This window comes from Gimesia chilikensis, from assembly GCF_008329715.1.
Classification (GTDB): Bacteria; Planctomycetota; Planctomycetia; order Planctomycetales; family Planctomycetaceae; genus Gimesia; species Gimesia chilikensis.
Map to the genome: position 1 here is coordinate 63568 of NZ_VTSR01000010.1, position 17520 is coordinate 81087.

At 53.0% G+C, this 17520-nt stretch carries 17 protein-coding genes; 7 read left to right on the plus strand and 10 right to left on the minus strand.

Annotation, left to right across the window (positions count from 1 at the left end; all coding sequences use genetic code 11):
• Positions 1-10 precede the first annotated feature (10 nt).
• The 3 genes from flgG to csrA form a co-directional block, all read right to left on the minus strand.
• Entirely contained in the window at positions 11-811 is an 801-nt protein-coding gene (flgG, locus tag FYZ48_RS15350) for a flagellar basal-body rod protein FlgG (RefSeq protein WP_145180993.1), read from the minus strand.
• 71 nt (positions 812-882) lie between these two features.
• Positions 883-1656 carry a flagellar hook-basal body protein gene (locus FYZ48_RS15355; RefSeq protein ID WP_145036892.1) on the minus strand — a complete coding sequence of 258 codons (774 nt, stop codon included), beginning with the start codon at positions 1654-1656 and terminating at the stop codon, positions 883-885.
• A gap of 437 nt (positions 1657-2093) precedes the next feature.
• Positions 2094-2294 (minus strand): carbon storage regulator CsrA, encoded by a 201-nt coding sequence (gene csrA / locus FYZ48_RS15360; RefSeq protein WP_149341842.1) that lies wholly within the window; start codon positions 2292-2294, stop codon positions 2094-2096.
• 412 nt (positions 2295-2706) lie between these two features.
• On the opposite strand from csrA, the gene FYZ48_RS15365 reads away from it, so the two are divergent.
• Positions 2707-3366, plus strand: coding sequence for a hypothetical protein (locus FYZ48_RS15365; RefSeq protein ID WP_149341844.1), 660 nt, complete (start codon positions 2707-2709; stop codon positions 3364-3366).
• Between the two features lie 117 nt (positions 3367-3483).
• Here the strand turns inward: FYZ48_RS15365 and FYZ48_RS15370 are convergent, their stop codons facing one another.
• The 6 genes from FYZ48_RS15370 to FYZ48_RS15395 form a co-directional block, all read right to left on the minus strand.
• The gene (locus tag FYZ48_RS15370) at positions 3484-4347 is read right to left on the minus strand and encodes an HDOD domain-containing protein (protein ID WP_149341846.1); all 864 of its coding nucleotides are present in this window, start codon (positions 4345-4347) and stop codon (positions 3484-3486) included.
• Between the two features lie 242 nt (positions 4348-4589).
• The gene (locus FYZ48_RS15375) at positions 4590-5474 is read right to left on the minus strand and encodes an RAD55 family ATPase (protein WP_149341849.1); all 885 of its coding nucleotides are present in this window, start codon (positions 5472-5474) and stop codon (positions 4590-4592) included.
• Between the two features lie 81 nt (positions 5475-5555).
• Positions 5556-6671, minus strand: a complete 1116-nt coding sequence (locus FYZ48_RS15380; protein ID WP_149341851.1) for a D-TA family PLP-dependent enzyme — start codon at positions 6669-6671, stop codon at positions 5556-5558.
• A gap of 24 nt (positions 6672-6695) precedes the next feature.
• Positions 6696-7535 carry an amidohydrolase family protein gene (locus FYZ48_RS15385; RefSeq protein ID WP_145439101.1) on the minus strand — a complete coding sequence of 280 codons (840 nt, stop codon included), beginning with the start codon at positions 7533-7535 and terminating at the stop codon, positions 6696-6698.
• 45 nt (positions 7536-7580) lie between these two features.
• On the minus strand, positions 7581-9578 hold the full coding sequence (locus FYZ48_RS15390; RefSeq protein ID WP_149341854.1) for a sodium:solute symporter family transporter: 1998 nt from the start codon (positions 9576-9578) through the stop codon (positions 7581-7583).
• A complete protein-coding gene (locus FYZ48_RS15395) occupies positions 9575-9949 on the minus strand; it encodes a hypothetical protein (RefSeq protein ID WP_145036876.1) in 375 nt (124 codons plus the stop codon). The genes FYZ48_RS15390 and FYZ48_RS15395 overlap by 4 nt, the downstream gene beginning before the upstream one ends.
• 247 nt (positions 9950-10196) lie before the next feature.
• On the opposite strand from FYZ48_RS15395, the gene FYZ48_RS15400 reads away from it, so the two are divergent.
• Entirely contained in the window at positions 10197-11165 is a 969-nt protein-coding gene (locus tag FYZ48_RS15400; protein ID WP_149341856.1) for a YHS domain-containing protein, read from the plus strand.
• 32 nt (positions 11166-11197) lie between these two features.
• Here FYZ48_RS15400 and FYZ48_RS15405 read toward each other — a convergent pair whose 3' ends face one another.
• On the minus strand, positions 11198-12253 hold the full coding sequence (locus FYZ48_RS15405; protein ID WP_149341858.1) for a hypothetical protein: 1056 nt from the start codon (positions 12251-12253) through the stop codon (positions 11198-11200).
• 433 nt (positions 12254-12686) lie between these two features.
• Between FYZ48_RS15405 and FYZ48_RS15410 the strand changes: the two genes are divergently transcribed.
• The 5 genes from FYZ48_RS15410 (at position 12687) to FYZ48_RS15430 (ending at position 17274) form a co-directional block, all read left to right on the plus strand.
• Positions 12687-13295 carry a sigma-70 family RNA polymerase sigma factor gene (locus FYZ48_RS15410; RefSeq protein WP_149341860.1) on the plus strand — a complete coding sequence of 203 codons (609 nt, stop codon included), beginning with the start codon at positions 12687-12689 and terminating at the stop codon, positions 13293-13295.
• Entirely contained in the window at positions 13292-14707 is a 1416-nt protein-coding gene (locus FYZ48_RS15415) for a FecR domain-containing protein (RefSeq protein WP_149341863.1), read from the plus strand. Before FYZ48_RS15410 ends, FYZ48_RS15415 begins: the two co-directional genes overlap by 4 nt.
• Positions 14708-14810: 103 nt before the next feature.
• Positions 14811-15689, plus strand: coding sequence for a DUF1559 domain-containing protein (locus FYZ48_RS15420; RefSeq protein WP_149341865.1), 879 nt, complete (start codon positions 14811-14813; stop codon positions 15687-15689).
• A 96-nt stretch (positions 15690-15785) separates the two neighbouring features.
• Complete coding sequence (locus FYZ48_RS15425) at positions 15786-16139, plus strand: hypothetical protein (protein ID WP_149341867.1); 354 nt, start codon at positions 15786-15788, stop codon at positions 16137-16139.
• Between the two features lie 79 nt (positions 16140-16218).
• The gene (locus FYZ48_RS15430) at positions 16219-17274 is read left to right on the plus strand and encodes a metallophosphoesterase (RefSeq protein WP_149341869.1); all 1056 of its coding nucleotides are present in this window, start codon (positions 16219-16221) and stop codon (positions 17272-17274) included.
• Positions 17275-17520 lie beyond the last annotated feature (246 nt).

The window sequence follows — 17520 nt, forward strand, 5'->3', positions numbered from 1 at the left end:
GAGAGTCAGCTTAGAAACGACGCAGATTTGTGACGGTCTGCAGTGTCTGATCCGCTGCCTGTACTACCTGACTGTTCAACTCAAAGTTGCGCTGTGTTTTAATCAGTTCGACCAGTTCCCGTACGGGTTCCACATTCGACTGTTCCAGGAAACCCTGTCGTAACTGGCCGCGTCCTTCTGTCCCCGGGTTACCAATCTGTGCGTTACCGGAGCCGGTCGTTTCCGTATACAGGTTGTCTCCCTGACGCAGCAGCCCCTGATTATTGATGAAGCGGGCGATCTGAATGTTGCCGGCGATCTGAATCTGTGTAGATCCCTGCTGCTGATAACTCACGACACCGTCTCCGGAAATCGTCACATTAATCGCATCCTGGGGAATCGAAATGTTCGGCTGCAGAAGATAACCCTTGTCCGCGGAGGCCATCACCAGGTTACCGTTTGCGTTGAGTGTGAAGTTTCCGGCCCGCGTGTAGAGATCCTGCGTGCCATCATTCACCTGGAAGAAGCCGTCTCCCACGATGGCCAGGTCATAAGTTCCGTTCGAAGGCACGATTGATCCCTGACTAAAATCACCTTCGGTGCTCTGAACGCGCACACCAATACCAAGGTCGGTGCCGGTGGGAGTGATGTTTCCCTGGTTGTCCTGCACACCGGGCAGCTTGAAATGCTCGTAGAAGATGTCTTCGAAATTCGCGCGGTTCTGCTTGTAGGCAGTGGTACCCGCGTTGGCCAGATTGTTGGCAATGGTATCGAGATTGAAGCTGTTCGCTGCCATTCCCGTCGCACTGGAATACAGGGCTCTGATTGCCATCGGTTGTCTCCTTACTTCCTCAAGCTCTGTAACGGATTACAGATCTAAAACTGTCTTTGATTGTTTGATTTCTATCTGCGGGGCATGCTTTGTATCAGACGGCCGAGTGAGTCATCCTGGAGTTTGATCATGTTGATGTTAGACTCGAACATCCGCGTAGACGTCACCAGTTCCATCATCTCCTCGATGGAGTTGGTGCCGGACGCTTCCAGAAACCCCTGCTCGATCGTGACCGGCCCTTTGGCCTCGGAAACACGACCTTCAGTGGTGTAGAGGCTGTTTCCCATTTTGACGAGTTCGTTGAGCGACGATGGCATCACGATCGCAATCTGTCCCCGGGTTCCCAGCGCCTGTCCCTGAGCGTCAAAGGGAGTCACCAGACCATCGGGAGAAATTTCCATGCGAACGGCATCGACGGGCAGTGTGATTTCCTGACCGTTGGTATTCAGCAGAGGCAGCCCCTGATCGGCAGTCACAACGCGGCGCTTACTGTCCAGAGAAAGGGATCCGTTGCGAGTCAGATAGGAGTTTTGAGAATTGCCGACCTGGAAGAATCCCTGGCCCTTCAATGCCAGGTCAAAATCGCTTTCGGTCGAGATCATGGCCCCGTTTTCGAAATTGGTCGTCATCCCTTCCAGAGTGATACCACCGCTGTGGTTTTGCAGATCTCCGGGAAGAGGCGCCAGGGGAGCCTGTTTCTCGTCGGCAGGCGGGTTCATGCGAAAAATGGGTATATCACGCTTGAATGAAGTCGTGTTCGCATTCGCCATATTGTTAGCCAGCACATCCATTCGCACTGAATTTGCATCAGCGCCTTGTGCTGAGAGGTACATGCCGTAAATCATTTAGATACCTGTTAGGAACCGCCGCTACCTGAATCAAATAGACAGTGACGATGTCAACGAGTTTCGATAGACACTTCCCCCCGTCTATCTATCGGAACTCGCTAACAGGTATCTTTAATACAATCGGAAAAAAGAGTTTATTTTTCCTATTTTCACATCCATAAGCAATTGCTGCTTACGGATGTGTGGGCATGTCGTAATAAATGTCTGGCTATTAGAGCCGGATCAGTAATGATGATCAGTTGGTTGCTGACAAACCAAGGCAAATAGAGAACATGGAAAACAACTGCAATAAGCTGTTCCCACGAGAGAAAAATAATAGCATCGGTCCGTCGCAAACTGACCTGGAAGGTCCAAAATTCACTGCCAGATCAATTAACAACCGCTGTGGCTATTCAGCAACCAGTGTCTGATCAATCAGCGATCAGTGCGATCAATCAAAAACCACAGCTCTGCAGGGGCTCACATTCAACTTCAAACTGGGTGACCAGCTTGCGAATTTCAGCGCGATTCACCTGAACGTCGTCAGGTGCTTCCACCCCCAGACGTACTCGATTCCCCTTTACTGACAGCACTTTGATCGAGATATTGTCGTTAATCACAATCTCTTCATCCTTGCGTCTCGTGAGCACTAACATCAGTGGACTCCTTTCTTGAGTTCATTCCTTTGATAAATCTAACCAAGCCCTACTCAGTAGAGTGAAAGAGTTACATCCATCTCTGGGAATTATACGCAGCAAACAGGGTTCCAGTTTGCGGAATAATCCAAAATTTTAAAAAAATTATCATAACCCTTAAAGTTTACTGTGTGATGCGTCGCCACAACACACACAACCTATTCCACCCTGTTTAACACGACTTGAGATTCACGCAAAATGCTTCACTAATTTGGCACAAAAGTGAAGCATTTTGCAGCAGTGTGGTAAACTTGCAGTAGATCGCTACACAAACCTGACTGCGAGCCAGTCAGGCCAATGGTCGATATATGCAGGTAACGCAATCAGAGGCTTAATACCACTTATTCAGTCAACTACCCAGGGGGGAAGTCCCATGCCACTCATTCCAAGGTCTTACCTGACCGCACTCATATTAGCAGGCCTGTGCATTCCACCCACACTCCAGGCTGCAGACCCCCCAAGGGGAACTGCACTGCCCGAAGTGATTCCTGACGACGCCATGCCCCCCAAAAAACTTCCTGAGCTCTCAGAAGTCATGAGCATTGCCCGGGAGTATTTCACAAATCGCAAAGGGTATGAGTCCGGTGATCTGCTGACCAGCAATGACGTCAAACCTCTGTTTCGGGAACTGCAGCAGGCTGGCTGGAAAGTCAAAGCGGAAAAAGCGATTCTGAGTCGGATGCATACCAACAGCGATTTTCTTGCTTCGCAGCTGAGTACTCCCAAAGGCGTCAAATTCATGCGTAAAATCGCGAAGATGCCAGGCGGCTACGATCGCCTCGATCATCTACTGAAGATGCCGTATGGTAAACGAAGGATCAAAGAGTTCATCGACTCCCCCGGCGGTTACACGATGATTGAATACATGACCACCACCAAAGGGGGCAAGAACCTGGGAAAATACCTCTCCCAGACCAAGACCGGAAAAGGCTTCAACCAGCCGACAGACATGATCTACACGCAGACAGAGCTGCTGCAGGTGATCCAGGAAACATACCAGGCAGAGAACAATCCCAAAGGCAGACGTAAATAGCCTTCTATCAATCTTGGTATAATCAGCGATATAAAAAGCCCCGCACGTTTTTCAGCGTGCGGGGCTTTATTATTTCAAGATCGAATCAGAACTGAAGGCACACAGTTTTCAGTGCATTCAGCCTTCGAGATTCACACCGAAGAACTCGGCACTTTCAGCAATATCTGCCCGGCATTCTTCGATCATCTGTTCGATTTGTGGTTCTTCAAAGTCAAAGAAAGAGATCAGCAGATCTTCCGCTTCGGCGAATTCCTCTGAATTCCGGTTCCATAAGGAGCCAGCTAATAGACTTCCTGTCCGGAGCGCCATTCCCAATGGACAACCGTGCTGACCGGTATCATGGTGATGTTCAATCGCCACGACCATTTCGTGTGGGAGATCCCAGAAATCCATCAGGCGTGCGCCCAACAGAGCATGGTCAAATCCGAAGAACTGACGTTCGCCTTTGACCAGGGCTTCGCCGTGCGGATAGCTTTCGTAGATCAGGCTGTATTGTTCCCGCTCAACCTGAGAAAACACGAGAATCCCCACATCCGCCAGCAGTCCAGCTGTGTAGGTTTCATCTTTTTTAAGACATTTATGATGATCTGCCAGATGAGACGAAATCGAGGCAATCGTCAATGCACGCTGCCAGTAATCGGCGAAGATTCGCCCCTTACTCCGTTTGGTCAGTGACTCCACCATGGAAAAACTGACCGTCAGCATCCGGATCGCATCTTTTCCCAGGTAGGAGACAGCATGCTTGATGCTCGTAATCCGACGCGAAACACCGTACTTGGCTGAATTGACTACCTGTAGAATTTTGGCAGCCAGTCCCGGATCGTGTTCGATACAGTTTACAATATCATCGATCCGGCTCTCCGGATCGCGGGTCAGCTGCAGCACCTGCTGTGCGACCTTGGGTGCGGAATGTAATCGATCCAGACGTTGAACAAAGGCGTCTGCAAGATCGCCCGGGTCTAAACAATTATCAACTAACATGACCGTCCTTCTCTCTGTTCTCAGGCTCTCTATATATGTTCTGCCCCTTGAGGGGAACCTCGTCGAAAATCTATCTTTGAGAGCAGCAGGGAACGGCAGAAACTGGAGCGTACGAACCGATTTTTGGATTCTCGGCAGGGACTCTTCCAGTCGTAACGGTCAGCGCTTTTATAATGAGAATAGCCAGAACCTTCAGTCCAGAGAAATCCCTCCTCAAGGTCCGAATTTCCGGCCGCCTGGCTTCAGCGCATCAGCTCCAGGCCGGTTTCCCTGATTTCGTAAGGGACCAGGGATTCATCGACGGCACTGCCACGATGTTTCGCAATGTGTAATGCCCGGCTCATCCGGTTGCCTTCCCGGATCTTTCCCATCAGGATGATCGTATTGGCATTGGACAGGACGTCACCACTTTCGATGGGACGCTGAATCAGATCGTCCAGCATTACCTCATGCGTGGTTAGCAGCAACAGGCAGCCGATCTGCTGGCAGTCGTAACGATGTGCTTCAATCCGCTCCTGCTGACTGCGAAACTGTGCCCGAAACAGATCGCGGGCCACCCAGTCATATTCTTTGCGCAATATCTGATGATAGACATATTCGAAGGCATGGAACTGAAAAGAATCACTGGGCCGCTCGCTCGGTTCAATCCCGTCAATCACCGTACGCCGGACACCATGCACAAAATTGGCATAGAAATAGGCGATTGCCGCATCCAGCTTTTTAACAAATTCCAGCTTCCATTCCTTCCACTCATCCAGTTCCATATCCCGGCGGGTCACCCGGCGGCCACTCTGGCGGAAAAGATGCTGATAATCTTTACGCGCCTGTTCCCGTTCCCAGATCTGTTCCAGGTCGAAAACCTCATCCACGAGTTGCTCCCGCAGTTTCCATTGAAACAGACGCTCTGCATAATCCTCGTGACTCTGTGAATCGCCGCGGGTCGCCATATCGAACAGAATGCCTGTCTCCCCTTCCTGGGCGAGTCCTGCCTGGGCATACTGCAGCCCCAGTTGCGTTTTTCCAATGCCGGTCGCCCCCAGAACCACTGTCAGCTTTCCGGGCAATAATCCCCCCGACAGCATTTCATCCAGTTCCGGAATTCCCGTTTGTTGGCGCAGTTCAGACATAATTCGACTCGTTGACAGGCAGAGGCGGTTCGCCTCCAGGGGTATAGATTCGTTTGCAAGAAAGCACGATCTCAGTGCATCTTAAACAGTGATGAAGCGATCCCGGGCAGCCACATTCCACTGACCGACCACTTTACCGCCGCTGACAACCGTTACCGATTTGTGCAAAGCCGAGGTCGGACAGACGTGTCGGGGAATGGCCAGCAGTTCGTCGCCCGGCTGAAACTCCCCTGCCCGCTCACTCAATACAACCAGGTGCTCTTCATTCTGCAGTACCGGTTTGGCATCGGGCAAATCGGGGAACCGACAGCGGCCTTCCATCGCGGGATCCGAAGCAATCGCTTTATAACCCAGGTCAAACGTCACCCGGTCAGGGCCAGGCCGACTGATCACGCGTGTCAGAACCATTGCCGCCGGTTTGAATTTCAGATCAGGAAAGAGTTCGCCGTACCCGACGTCGTGAAAGACACAGGTTCCGGGACAGACTTCAATCGCGGGATCATCAATGCTGGCGAAGATCGGAAATGAACCGGTCGCCCCCGCGACAATCCGGGGGACTTTCAATCCTTCGAGCAGCAGTTGATCACGCAGTTTGGAAACATGATGCCAGACCTCTTTGACGGCGACTTCTCGCTCATGGAAATCGACCTGATGATTCTGACCGTCATAAACATGCAGGCCCGCGGGAATCAGACCGGGGGTATTCGCAATCAACTGGTAAAGTTCTACCGCTGCGTCTCCGGGTACAATCCCGGTCCGGTTCTGCCCGGTATTCAGATCGAGCAGAACTTCGATTTCGAGTCCCGCTTCGGTCATCGCGGTTCCCAGTTGTTCGATGGGGGCAGGATGATCGGCGGTAACCTGTAGCGCCACATCAGGCCAGCGTTTCCGAAACTCAATGGCCCGCGCGATATTCGGTCCTACCAGGTTGTATGCCAGGCAGATGTCTTTGACGCCGGTCTCGGCCAGCATCTCCGCTTCAGCAAAGGTCGCCGCCTTGTGCTTCTTGATGCCCAGCGAGAGTTCCAGCTCGATGACTTCCCGCATCTTATGGGTCTTGCAATGCGGCCGCAGCCGGTCGGGATTCCCCACCAGTGCGATCATCTGCTTTAAATTCTCTTCCACAAGATCTTTAAAAATGATCATCCCGGGAGAGATAATCTGACTGGTATCCTCTATCTGATAGCATGCATCCATGAGCAAACCCGATTCACGTTTCTGTTAAATGCCCTGGAAAAAGACATGTTCAGCCGTCTTTTCCAGAATCCATGATTTGTCGTCATCCGACAGGAACGGCAGTCCGTTCTTGATCAGATCGATTGACGCCTTGTAAGTATGAGGTCCCTGCACCTGGTAAGGGCAGTCGGTAGCCCACATCAGGCGTTTGGCACCAAAGGCCTGATACACCTTTTTAATGAGTGGCGCCAGATCATGGTAGGGCATCTGCTTCTTGCCCAGGGCATAAAAGGCAGAAACTTTGACATAAACGTTGGGATGCTTGGCCATCTTACACAACGCGTCGACTTCTTCAGGCTCAATCTTGCCCGTCACGCCGATCCGTGCCAGGTGGTCGATTACCACGGTCGTGTCGCGATGCTTTTGACACATTTTATCCAGTGCGGGCAGCCCGTTGGGATTCATCAGGCAGCACATGGCCATGCCTTCTTTTGCACCGGTCGTCCACATCTCTTCCATGCACGCACCGTCCAGCCACTCGTCGACCTTCTTCGTCTTCGGTGCAATCCGGAAGCCTCGGACTCCCTTTTTCTTGAGGTCCAGCATCTTCGGCGTCGGGTTGTCCCCCTTCTGGTCGATCACAGCCACACCGGAAAACATTCCCGGATACTTGGCCATGCAATCCAGCATGTAGCTGTTGTCAAAACCATAGAAGGACATCTGGATCAGCACGACCCGGTTCACACCGACCGGCATCATCTCAGCCTGCAGCTCTTCCGCGGTAAAACTGGGAGGCTGCATATCCGCGACCTTATACCCGGGCGCCAGGGGGTATTTTTTGACGTCAGGAGTCCAGACATGCGAATGTGCGTCGATATATTCCATAGCATGATCCTCAAAAGAGTCAGAAACCCGTTGAACAAAGTCGGCTCAGGAACCGGCTTTCTCTTTATAGAAAAACTTATGCACCAGTTCCTGTGGCGGAGGTGCAGTCAGCTTCGTGACAATGAATCCACAGATGAACGAACCAAACAGACCGACAATGATCGGATCGAAATCGAACAACTGATATGGCTTGAAAAAGCTACCGTTCTCGAAGTATCCGGTCACATACATCGCCAGATGCAGTCCGAAACCGCCCACCATCGCCCCCATCGCACCAGCGGCATTCACACGTCGCCAGTACAGAGCATAGACGATTGGTGCCAGGAAGCTTGCCGCCAGTCCACTCCCCACATACACAATAATGTCCTGCAGGAACTGAGGTGGATTGATCGCGACAATCATCGCTGCGGTACCAACGACAAAGGTCGCCAGATAACTCAGCATTTTAATTGTCTTCTCGCTGGCTTCGGGATTGATATTCCGCTGATACACGTCGCGGACCCAGGCAGAGGAAATCAGCAACAGAAAGCTGTCTACGGTCGACATCACAGCGGCAAACGGTGCCGCCACCAGCAGACCAGCCAGCCAGCCCATGCCGATGTTCTCCGTCAGATAGACGGCCATCGCCGGCATGATGCGGTCGGATTCGCCTTCCATCCCCGGCAAAATAACCCGGGCACAACAGAAAATCACCACCAGTGGGAAGTAAATCAGGGTATAGTAAATGGCCACGGTACAAATCGAACGCTGCAGCGTTTTCGTATCGCGGAACGCCATCAGACGCACCATATTCGCAGGCTGCCCCGTACCGGAAATCGCCCACATGAAGAAGAACGAGATCGCCAGGCTCAAAGGTAGAAACCCATTGTTACTGGCAGGGCTGGGCCCCGGGCCGACAACATAAGCTCCCTGCTGACTTGCTTCCTCTCCATAGGCATACTGCACCAGATCGATGTTGGAGACACTCACCCCACTGAGGAAATTCTCCTCTTCTTTCCGTTTCAGAATGCGATTGATATCTTCCAGCGTGGTCAGCTGAATCACTTTCACCTCATCTACGGTGGTTTTGCCAGCTGGAATTTCTGAAGCAGCGGTCACCCGGAACAACAGGGGGACTTTCGAACTTTCAATCGGCTTGTCTGTGATCCAGGTGCCAACCTCAATTCGCATGTCCTCTGCAGCAGGTTCCTCCAGGGTTAGGGTGATCCCCCCCTTGTCTGCAGCGGAATATCGGGGAGGCGTCATTTTCGCCATCAGCTTGGTGGTGTTCTCCAGTCCGCCCGCCTGTGAAATTGCCAGGGGGAGCATGATGATCACACCGATCACCATCACGATACCCTGCATTACGTCGGTCCAGACCACCGCATGGAAACCACCATACGTTGTATAAACAATCACGGCGATACCAAACACCAACAGGCAGAGCAGGTATTCCGGACTCACACCATCAGAGAGAAATGGGATACCCGAGACAGCCTGTGCCAGGCCGTCAGCCGTGCTCTCAAAGACAGCAACACCATCGAGCAGTGTCTGCAGAATCAGGCTGCCCGCTTTGAACTGGGCCACCAGGTTAAACGACATGAAGAACACGATCAGCGAGACGGCCATCAAACCCAGAATGGGACTGTGAAAACGGTCGCGAATCACGTCGGGAACCGTAATCGAACCGGAGCGCCGTGCAATCTGGTTCAATCGTTTCCCGATCAAACCCATCGTACAGATCGGGACGACCATGTAACTGCCGATCCACAAGGCGAGAATCCAGCCGTGTGAATAAATCTTGGAAGGAAACCCGGTAAAACTTCCACCGGAACTACTGGTGGCAGCAAAGGTCAAAGCGAAGGCCCAGACCCCCAGGCCACGACTTCCCAGGAAGTATTCACTCAGGAAGCTTTTGCTCTTGAGCAGCTGGTTGGAGAGGGCCGCGAGTACGAAAACTGCAACCGTATAAATCATAAAGGAAATCAGCGCCGCATCGGGGCCGGTTTCATCTGCTGCAAACAGTAATGGTAGACTCTGACTGGTAGCTAGTAAGACTTTCAAGACTCATTCCCCCCGGTAGTTGCATCATCTTGTGCTGCGTGCATCTCTGCTATTTCTTCTGCGAGATCTTCACCTTCGTGAGCTACTCCGAGGTCGTCTTCTTTCATATAAAACAGGCAGAACCAGATTGTAAACAGGTCAGCTAAGACCCAGGGAAATGCAATCCCCCAGAACACCCAGCTGGGTATTCCCATTGTCGTCTCAACCGCTTCAGGATCCAGCCCCGACTGAAACCCGTTCAGGTAACAGTAAGGCACGGCCCACAGCAACGCGACAACCCATAATCCCAGGATAATCCAGGCCTCACGCCTGGAGTTTAAAAAGACAGGGTCGACTTCCATGGACTCTGTGTCGTTCACTGGTGCGGTCATTGCACGGCCCTCACTTTTAAACGTTTCTTTATTAAATGAGCGTTTGAGCGAACGATTGTACTCTCGATTCTGACCAGACACAAAGGACCTCTGCCCGAATGACAAAAAAAATCAGAACTGAATTCAGAGTGACAGAATCGTGAACAGACTGTTATACTGGTCTCACAGATAAAACGCTTCAGTTTCACCAGTGAAACTCGACGCACGTTGATCCGCATTCTGCTTTCAAGTTCGGGAGTTCTGTTTTATGTCTTTGCGTCCCCTCTGCACCGGCTGTCTGATGACCCTCACTCTGATCTTCAGTGTCGGCTGCGGTTCCTCTGACCAGCCACAAAACACACCGGAACAGGTCAGCGTCGATCTGGGCGGCGGGGTCGATCTCGGTGATGCCGGCGCCATGGATATGGAAGCTGCCCCTTCAGAACCCAAAACCAAAAAACCGGTCCGGCGGTTCCAGCCCGTGACACTCGGCGGTAACCAGTCCGCCAGCGGCTCCTCTGCCGATGGTGCTCCCGAAGAACAGAAATTCGACAACGTGCTCGAAGCACTCAAGCCCCTGCAGATCATGCTCGGCGAATGGGGAGGCACGACCTTCAAAAAATTCGATGGATTCAGTTCTGTGGAAACACTCGACTGGGTCTGGGACCTGCAGAGCAATCCTGCACAACCCGCGCTCGTCATGCAGGCCGATAAAAGTCGTTATTATGAAAACGCACGGCTCACCTACCTGGCCGACAAACAGAAATACCGGCTGACGGTTACCGACAAAGACGGACAGAAAAAAGTTTACGAAGGCGAATTCTCCGTCCCCCTGACCAAGATCCCCGGCGACGATAATCCTAACGTCATGCACTCCACGTATAAGCTCAGCCTGGCACTGGTCGAACCGGCGGATGAAAAGAAACACGCCCAGATCATTCTGAACCAGCAGAACAACGATCGCTACATGTTCGAACTTTACGATCTTCGTGGCGACAGCTACGCACGCGTAGATACCATTAACACCCGCCGCAAGGGAACCTCGTTTGCGAAAAGCGATTCGGACTACGGTTCCAAAACCTGTATCATCTCAGGAGGTCTGGGGACCTCGCAGGTCTCTTATCAGGGCAAGTCCTACTATGTCTGCTGCAGCGGCTGCCGAAAAGCCTTTGAAGCCAATCCGGAAAAATGGATTGCCAAGTACGAAGCCAATAAGAAGAAAACCGATACGCAATAAAATGCTTGCAACGGCGCCGGTTCAAAGTTCCGCTAAGTGGCTTTCCAGCGGACGGTAAGCTCTTCCCATCCCGGTACCCTTGTGTCGGGCAGGTTCTGCAGATAAGGCACGCGTTCAACAACCTGGGCAAATAAGTTCGCGACGGCTTCTCCCATCTCCCACAATGCGTGACGCAGATTCGCCTTCTCTGCCAGCGCGACCATTTCCGTATAAGAGAGTCCCCCCGTTCGACGGCTCAGTTCTTCATCACACACCCAGCGGGTTCCCTGCTGCTTCAAAGTATACTGCTTCATCAACCGTGGATTTCGAATCTGCTGATAGCGACGATTCTCCGCCAGCACGCGCAGTAACAGAACTTCGTGCTGTGGTGCCCACGCATCCGGAAAGTCAGTGCCCAGCAGACCACGAGGCTGTGAAACGCGCATGTAGTGCAGCTGAACCGGTTCGACTGGAGTCTGTGCCAGATCCGCTAACAGGCTCGCCCAGTCCAGCTTCAGTTCTTTGCGACCAACTTCGTGTAACGTTACCAGATCCTGAATCGGTCGATTTGCCGGCGTATACTTTCCGTCTAGCAGATTCAACGTAATCCCCGGCTGCACCGATTTGATCAGGCTGTCACCCACAATATGAGCCAGCCAGCCAAACAGATACGCCAGCTGGCGATCCCCCGGACCATAGAGATCCCGCGCATCCTGAAACACACGGGCCGCATAATCAGGGAGATGATCCCAAGGCACCGTAAACTTCCGCTCAGCAGGCACCCAGCCGAAAACCACATGCGCGCGACCATAGAACAGCTGATGTATTTCCCGCGGACGATATTCCTTGTCCTGAAACTTCAACGTCCACGGCTTAACCTCACCGCCGGTCAACGGACTGCGTTCCAGAGGAGCCGTCCCGAAGCCGACCTCTTCCCCCGTATCCACACAGATCGCTTCCGGCATGATCTGAATGTCGCAACCCATATAGGCACCGGCCAGGTAACTTGAATAGTGCCGATGGATCAGAGAGGCCATCGGCAGCTGTTTCTGAACCGCCGCCTTCCCTCCCAGGATGGCGTACATCGTATGACCGACAATTCCACTCATGACAGCCTCGCCTCATCGGTAATGAACCGGAAACACACATCAACATACTGTGATTTATCATACCAGACTTTTGATCAATTCACAGCGAGTCACTTTAAGTCCTGCCTGGTCACTGCGATTGACAAATTGACATGCTCTCACCGCCCCTCTGTGAAGATTCCGCGCGCAAACCATGAAGTTTTCATTTATCAAATCGATGAACCTGCTGTAACGATTCTCATTTTTCAAAATCAGATTAGAGTCCCGCTATCACTCTTTTTTGTCTGATGTCCAGCCGAAAAACTCGCCTCGCTCTTCCAGCCTTACCCGCCTTGCGAAATCGGAAAAAGAAAATTTCAAATTCACCTGAGAATTTTATCCCCCTCAGCGGGACATAGCATCAGGCGACACCCGCCAGAGTTTCGATTCGAATTTGAAATCCGCGACCAGACCCATGGACCGTACCCGCAGTTTTACAACCTCCCGCACACACCACCAGGACGCATCCGCTGAGAACGCTGCCGAGTCCTCCCCGCAGCATTCCTCAGCCGACGATGAACAGTTCATGCGTCTCTACGCCCAGGCGTACCCGCGCATCTTTCGGTTCATCCTCACTTTGATTCCCTGCCGCAATGACGCCGAAGAAGTCATGCAGGAAACAAGCCTCGTCCTCTGGCGCAAGTTTACAGAATATGAAAACACCGGCAGCTTCACCCGTTGGGCCTGCGGGATCGCTCGCTTTGAAGTCTTGAGACTCATGGACCGTAAAAAACGCTTCGCCGCGTTGTTCGACGAACAACTGCTGACGCAGCTTGCTGCAACGCATGCCCGCTGTGAAGAACTCCTGGAGATCAGACGCGATTTTCTCGCACAGTGCAAACGGCAGCTCCCTGAAAAAGATCTCTACCTGCTGCAGCTGATCTATGAATCCGAGCATGGAGCGAAGACGGCCGCCAGCATTATGGACCAGCCCCTGAGCACCATCTATCGGCACCTGGATCGCATCCGCACTGTCCTGTTCCACTGCATCGAACGCAAAATGAATGCGGAGGAACACGAATGAAACGCTTGTTCCGCAGACAGAGAGCACTGGTCAAGCTGATTTATGAAGTCCAGAACGAGACAGCCAGCAGTGCACAACTCAGAGAACTGGCGGACCGCCTGCGCCACGACCCCGAAGCGCAGAAACTCTACGTCTTCCTGATGGATATGCATGCCGAACTGATTCTCGATGAAGAGTTCCCCACACTGGTCGAACCCGATCTGCTCGCACCACTGCCAGAACCGGAAGCTCCCCGTCCGCGCCGTAGACGGACACGCAAACCAATCTCTCATTATCTGCTGCTCACGGTCTGCTATCTGCTCCCGTTTACCGTCATGGCTTACTTCGGCTATTACGCGCTGCAACCGGTCCCTCAGACTCAAGTCGCGACCTTGCAGGAAATGGAACAGGGTCGCCTGATCTCCTCCAGCGAAATACTTGCCGAACAGTCCCCCCTGTTGACCGGACAGCGCTATCGCCTGCAGGAAGGTGTCGCCCGCCTGCAGATGAACTCCGGAGCAACAGTGATCCTCGAAAGCCCTGCCGACTTTGAACTGTTACATCATAACGGGATTCGACTTCACCGCGGCGCACTGGCTGCCGAGATCGTCGCCAGTGCTGTCGGCTTCGTCGTCGAAACACCCACGCAAAGAGTCGTTGACCTCGGGACACGCTTTGGAGTCCGCGTCGAGGAGAGCGGCGCTTCCGAAACGCATGTCTTTCACGGCAAAGTCGTCTGTGCAGAAACTCAGACCGAACAGTCAGACCTGCCTCCACATCTGCTCTCGGCCGGTGAAGGAATTCAAATGTCGGGAGACGGCTCCGCGGCGATCTCGCTGAATTCAGACGAAAATCGCTTTTCGCGGGCTCTGCAGTTCCAGGCACGTATCGCATCACTCAGTGGATCGCTGGAATATCGCCAGGAAATGCCGCAGCGACTTGGTGCAGGCGACTTCACCAGTGACTCGAACTTATCCCTGTTTCTGGAACAGAAGAATCTGGAACTCCCACAGGATGTCACTGTCTGGAAAATCCCCGTTACAGGCAGCGGAGACAATCCCCGGGAAGAACGCACTGTGATCCCTCGCGGCACCCGCGTCAACGTTTTCCTGCTGCACCTGGATGGCCCGCATCAAGATGCCGCGGGCAACGATCATCCTCGCGTGGCTCTCAGCGGCTCAGTCCGTTTTCACCAGTCCGTACTGGGAGCGATTAAACCCGAAAAAGAACTGTATGCCACCGACAAGACACTGGGGCGCATGGATGTGGCTTACGACAACGTTGAGTTCGGTCAGAGCGGCCGCTGTATCGATCGTTCAGACAAAGTCGAACTCTCACCCGATGGAACGGAATTAAGCGTCGCCTGGAGTCTGCGCGGGGGCGGCGGTATCGGTCGCGATCAGATCCGCATTCTGGTCGAAGCAGAGGAATGAATGTGTATCTGAATCTGTTTTTGTCATCTGAATTTGAACTAACCCGGAACCTGTTGCCGGTTCACCTGATTCTGTTATTTATCCCAAGTGAGAAGAGTAAACAATGAAAACCTGTCGTCTGCAATCCGTCAAACGTGGCTTCACACTGATCGAACTGCTGGTCGTCATCGCCATCATCGCGATCCTGATCGCCCTGTTACTGCCCGCCGTTCAGCAGGCCCGCGAAGCAGCCCGCCGCTCAGAATGCAAAAACAATCTGAAGCAACTCGGTCTCGCGATGCACAACTATCACGACACCTATCGCGTCCTGCCTCCCGGGTTCAATGTCGATCTGGTCGTCGCCAACACATCCACCGGCAACGGTGGTCTGGGCTGGAGCGGTTCCATTCTGCCCGGCCTCGACCAGGCGAATGTTTACAACATGATTGACTTCAACGCCGACTGGGGCACGGGTGATAATGAGAAAGCCTGTGCAACGTATCTCAGCGTCTATCGCTGCCCGTCGGATATTACCGTTAAACATCGTAATCACGACGGCATCGACGCCCGCGTACCGACTTCGTATCTCGCCTGCTTCTCCGGAACCCGGGGATCCGACAGTGAAGCGAATGTCACCGACGCCGACGGCACCTTCTTTCTCAACAGCTCCATCGGGATTCGCGATATCACTGATGGGACCTCGAATACCATCGCTGCCGGTGAATGTGTAAACGACTTCGATGCATTCAAAGACCACTTCTATATCGGTTCAACATCGATCGGCGGCTGGGATGGTGCTCCCCGCGAATACTCCGAGTATGTCGCCAGCACCGGCGTTCCCATGAACACAACCAACGAAGTCTGTTTCGGCAGCCTGCATACCGGCGGCGCCCAGTTCCTGTTCCTCGACGGTTCCGTTCGCTTCCTCAGTGAAAACATGAGCCAGACCGTTTACTCGTACCTCGGCAGTCGTGCTGATGGTAACCCGATCGGCGATTTCTGATCGGCGTCTGTTCTGACTAACTGAAATCTAGCAGCAGGATGACAGTTCGCTGTCGTCCTGCGATCACTCACATTCTCTTTCTGGACCACTGTTACCATGAACGTCTCCTACCGAGCCTCGGCTGTTCAAACCGCGGGCCTGTTCTGTTTATTGATCGCAGCTGCCGGCTGTTCTTCTGAAACAATTGATACCGCTGCCGGCCAGCCTGCTGCAGAGGTCGCGAAAGCGGTCGCCACACTCAATGACAGTGGCGCTGAAATCGTGCTCGACTCCGCCGGCGAAGTGATCGCAGTCAAACTTCCGGCCCAGACCAGCCCGGAAGTACTGGCGACACTCACCAGCCTGAATAAGCTGAAACGCATTGATGCCACCGAAACCGATCTCAAGCAACCCGCATTTGCCGATCTGAAGTCTCAGAATCCACAGGTGGAAATTGCGTTCCCCCATTGAAGCGGTGCCCTTTATTCCGAATCTCAATGTGTTAAAATAAATCACATCCCATTTTCATTCGCCCAATAGTAGAACCACCATGAAGCTCCAGACGATCTGCGTTCCCATGTTGTTACTCGCTGCCTCTGTCCTGCCCGTTCACGGGGAAGAACTTCCTCCGGCGCCCCGGGGTTCCTTCACGATTGCTGTGATCCCGGATACCCAGCACTACAAGGGACGTGGTACGCACAGTAAAAAGCAGGCAAAAGATCCCACGACGAACCCCGTTTTCGAAGCGATCACGGACTGCATCGTCGATGAGCTGGACCGACAGCGGATTGTGTTCGTCTCTCATGTCGGCGATATAGTGGATATCAATAACGACGAACAATGGGCCGTCGCACAGAACTGCATGGACAAGCTGCACGGCAAAGTCCCTTACGGAATCAGTGTCGGCAATCACGACATGACGGGAAAAACCGGCAACTCGGCATTGTTCCAGAAATATTTTCCCCGTTCCCGCTTCGCGGAATTCGACTGGTATGGCGGCTGCTATCCCGGCGAACCGAACCAAACGGAAATCTCAGGCAACAACGCGAACAGTTACCAGCTCTTCTCTACAGAAGGCATGGATTTCATTATCGTGCATCTGGAATGTAACGCCCCCGATCCGGTTCTCAACTGGGCCAGTGAAGTACTCACCAGACATGCCGACCGCAGAGCGATTATCACCACCCACATGGATCTGGGCCCGCTCGAGCATCCCAAACAGCCACGCGACTACTTCGACGCGCCCAAAGGTCGCATGGTCTGGAAAAAGTGCCACGGTGCCAATGGAAACACTTCACAGCAGATGTGGGAAAAATGTTTCAGCAAACACAAGAACCTGTTTCTGATCTGCTGTGGTGACCAGAGCCGTACCCAGGCGATGCGCCAGAGCGTCAAAGGCCAACATGGGAATACGGTGCATGAACTGCTCTCCGACTACGGAGCCGAAGGCTTCCGGCTGATGCGGTTCCTGCCTGCTCAAAACAAAATTGAGGTCCGCACCTGGAATCCCGTCAAAGGGGCCTCCTGTGAAAAAACGAAGCTGATCCCTGAGCGGGACCAGCATCAGTTCACGCTGGACTACCAGATGACCAAATCTGCCGACTGACATCCAACCAGAGTCATTTCGAAAAAGCAGCTCACAACCCCCACTCCGGTTGTGAGCTGCTTCTCTTTTCCCGCCTGTGCGATTCCACGGGGCTTCTCCCCGTCCGTCATGCCAATCGCCTGTCGCACATCACCCGCAACAGACACACATCCATAGACGTTGATTCATCGACTTCGACTCTGTCTGTCCGAAGCAGTTACCAGATCAGGATTTCGGTCTGCGCGAAGTTTCAGGAAATTGTGCGCC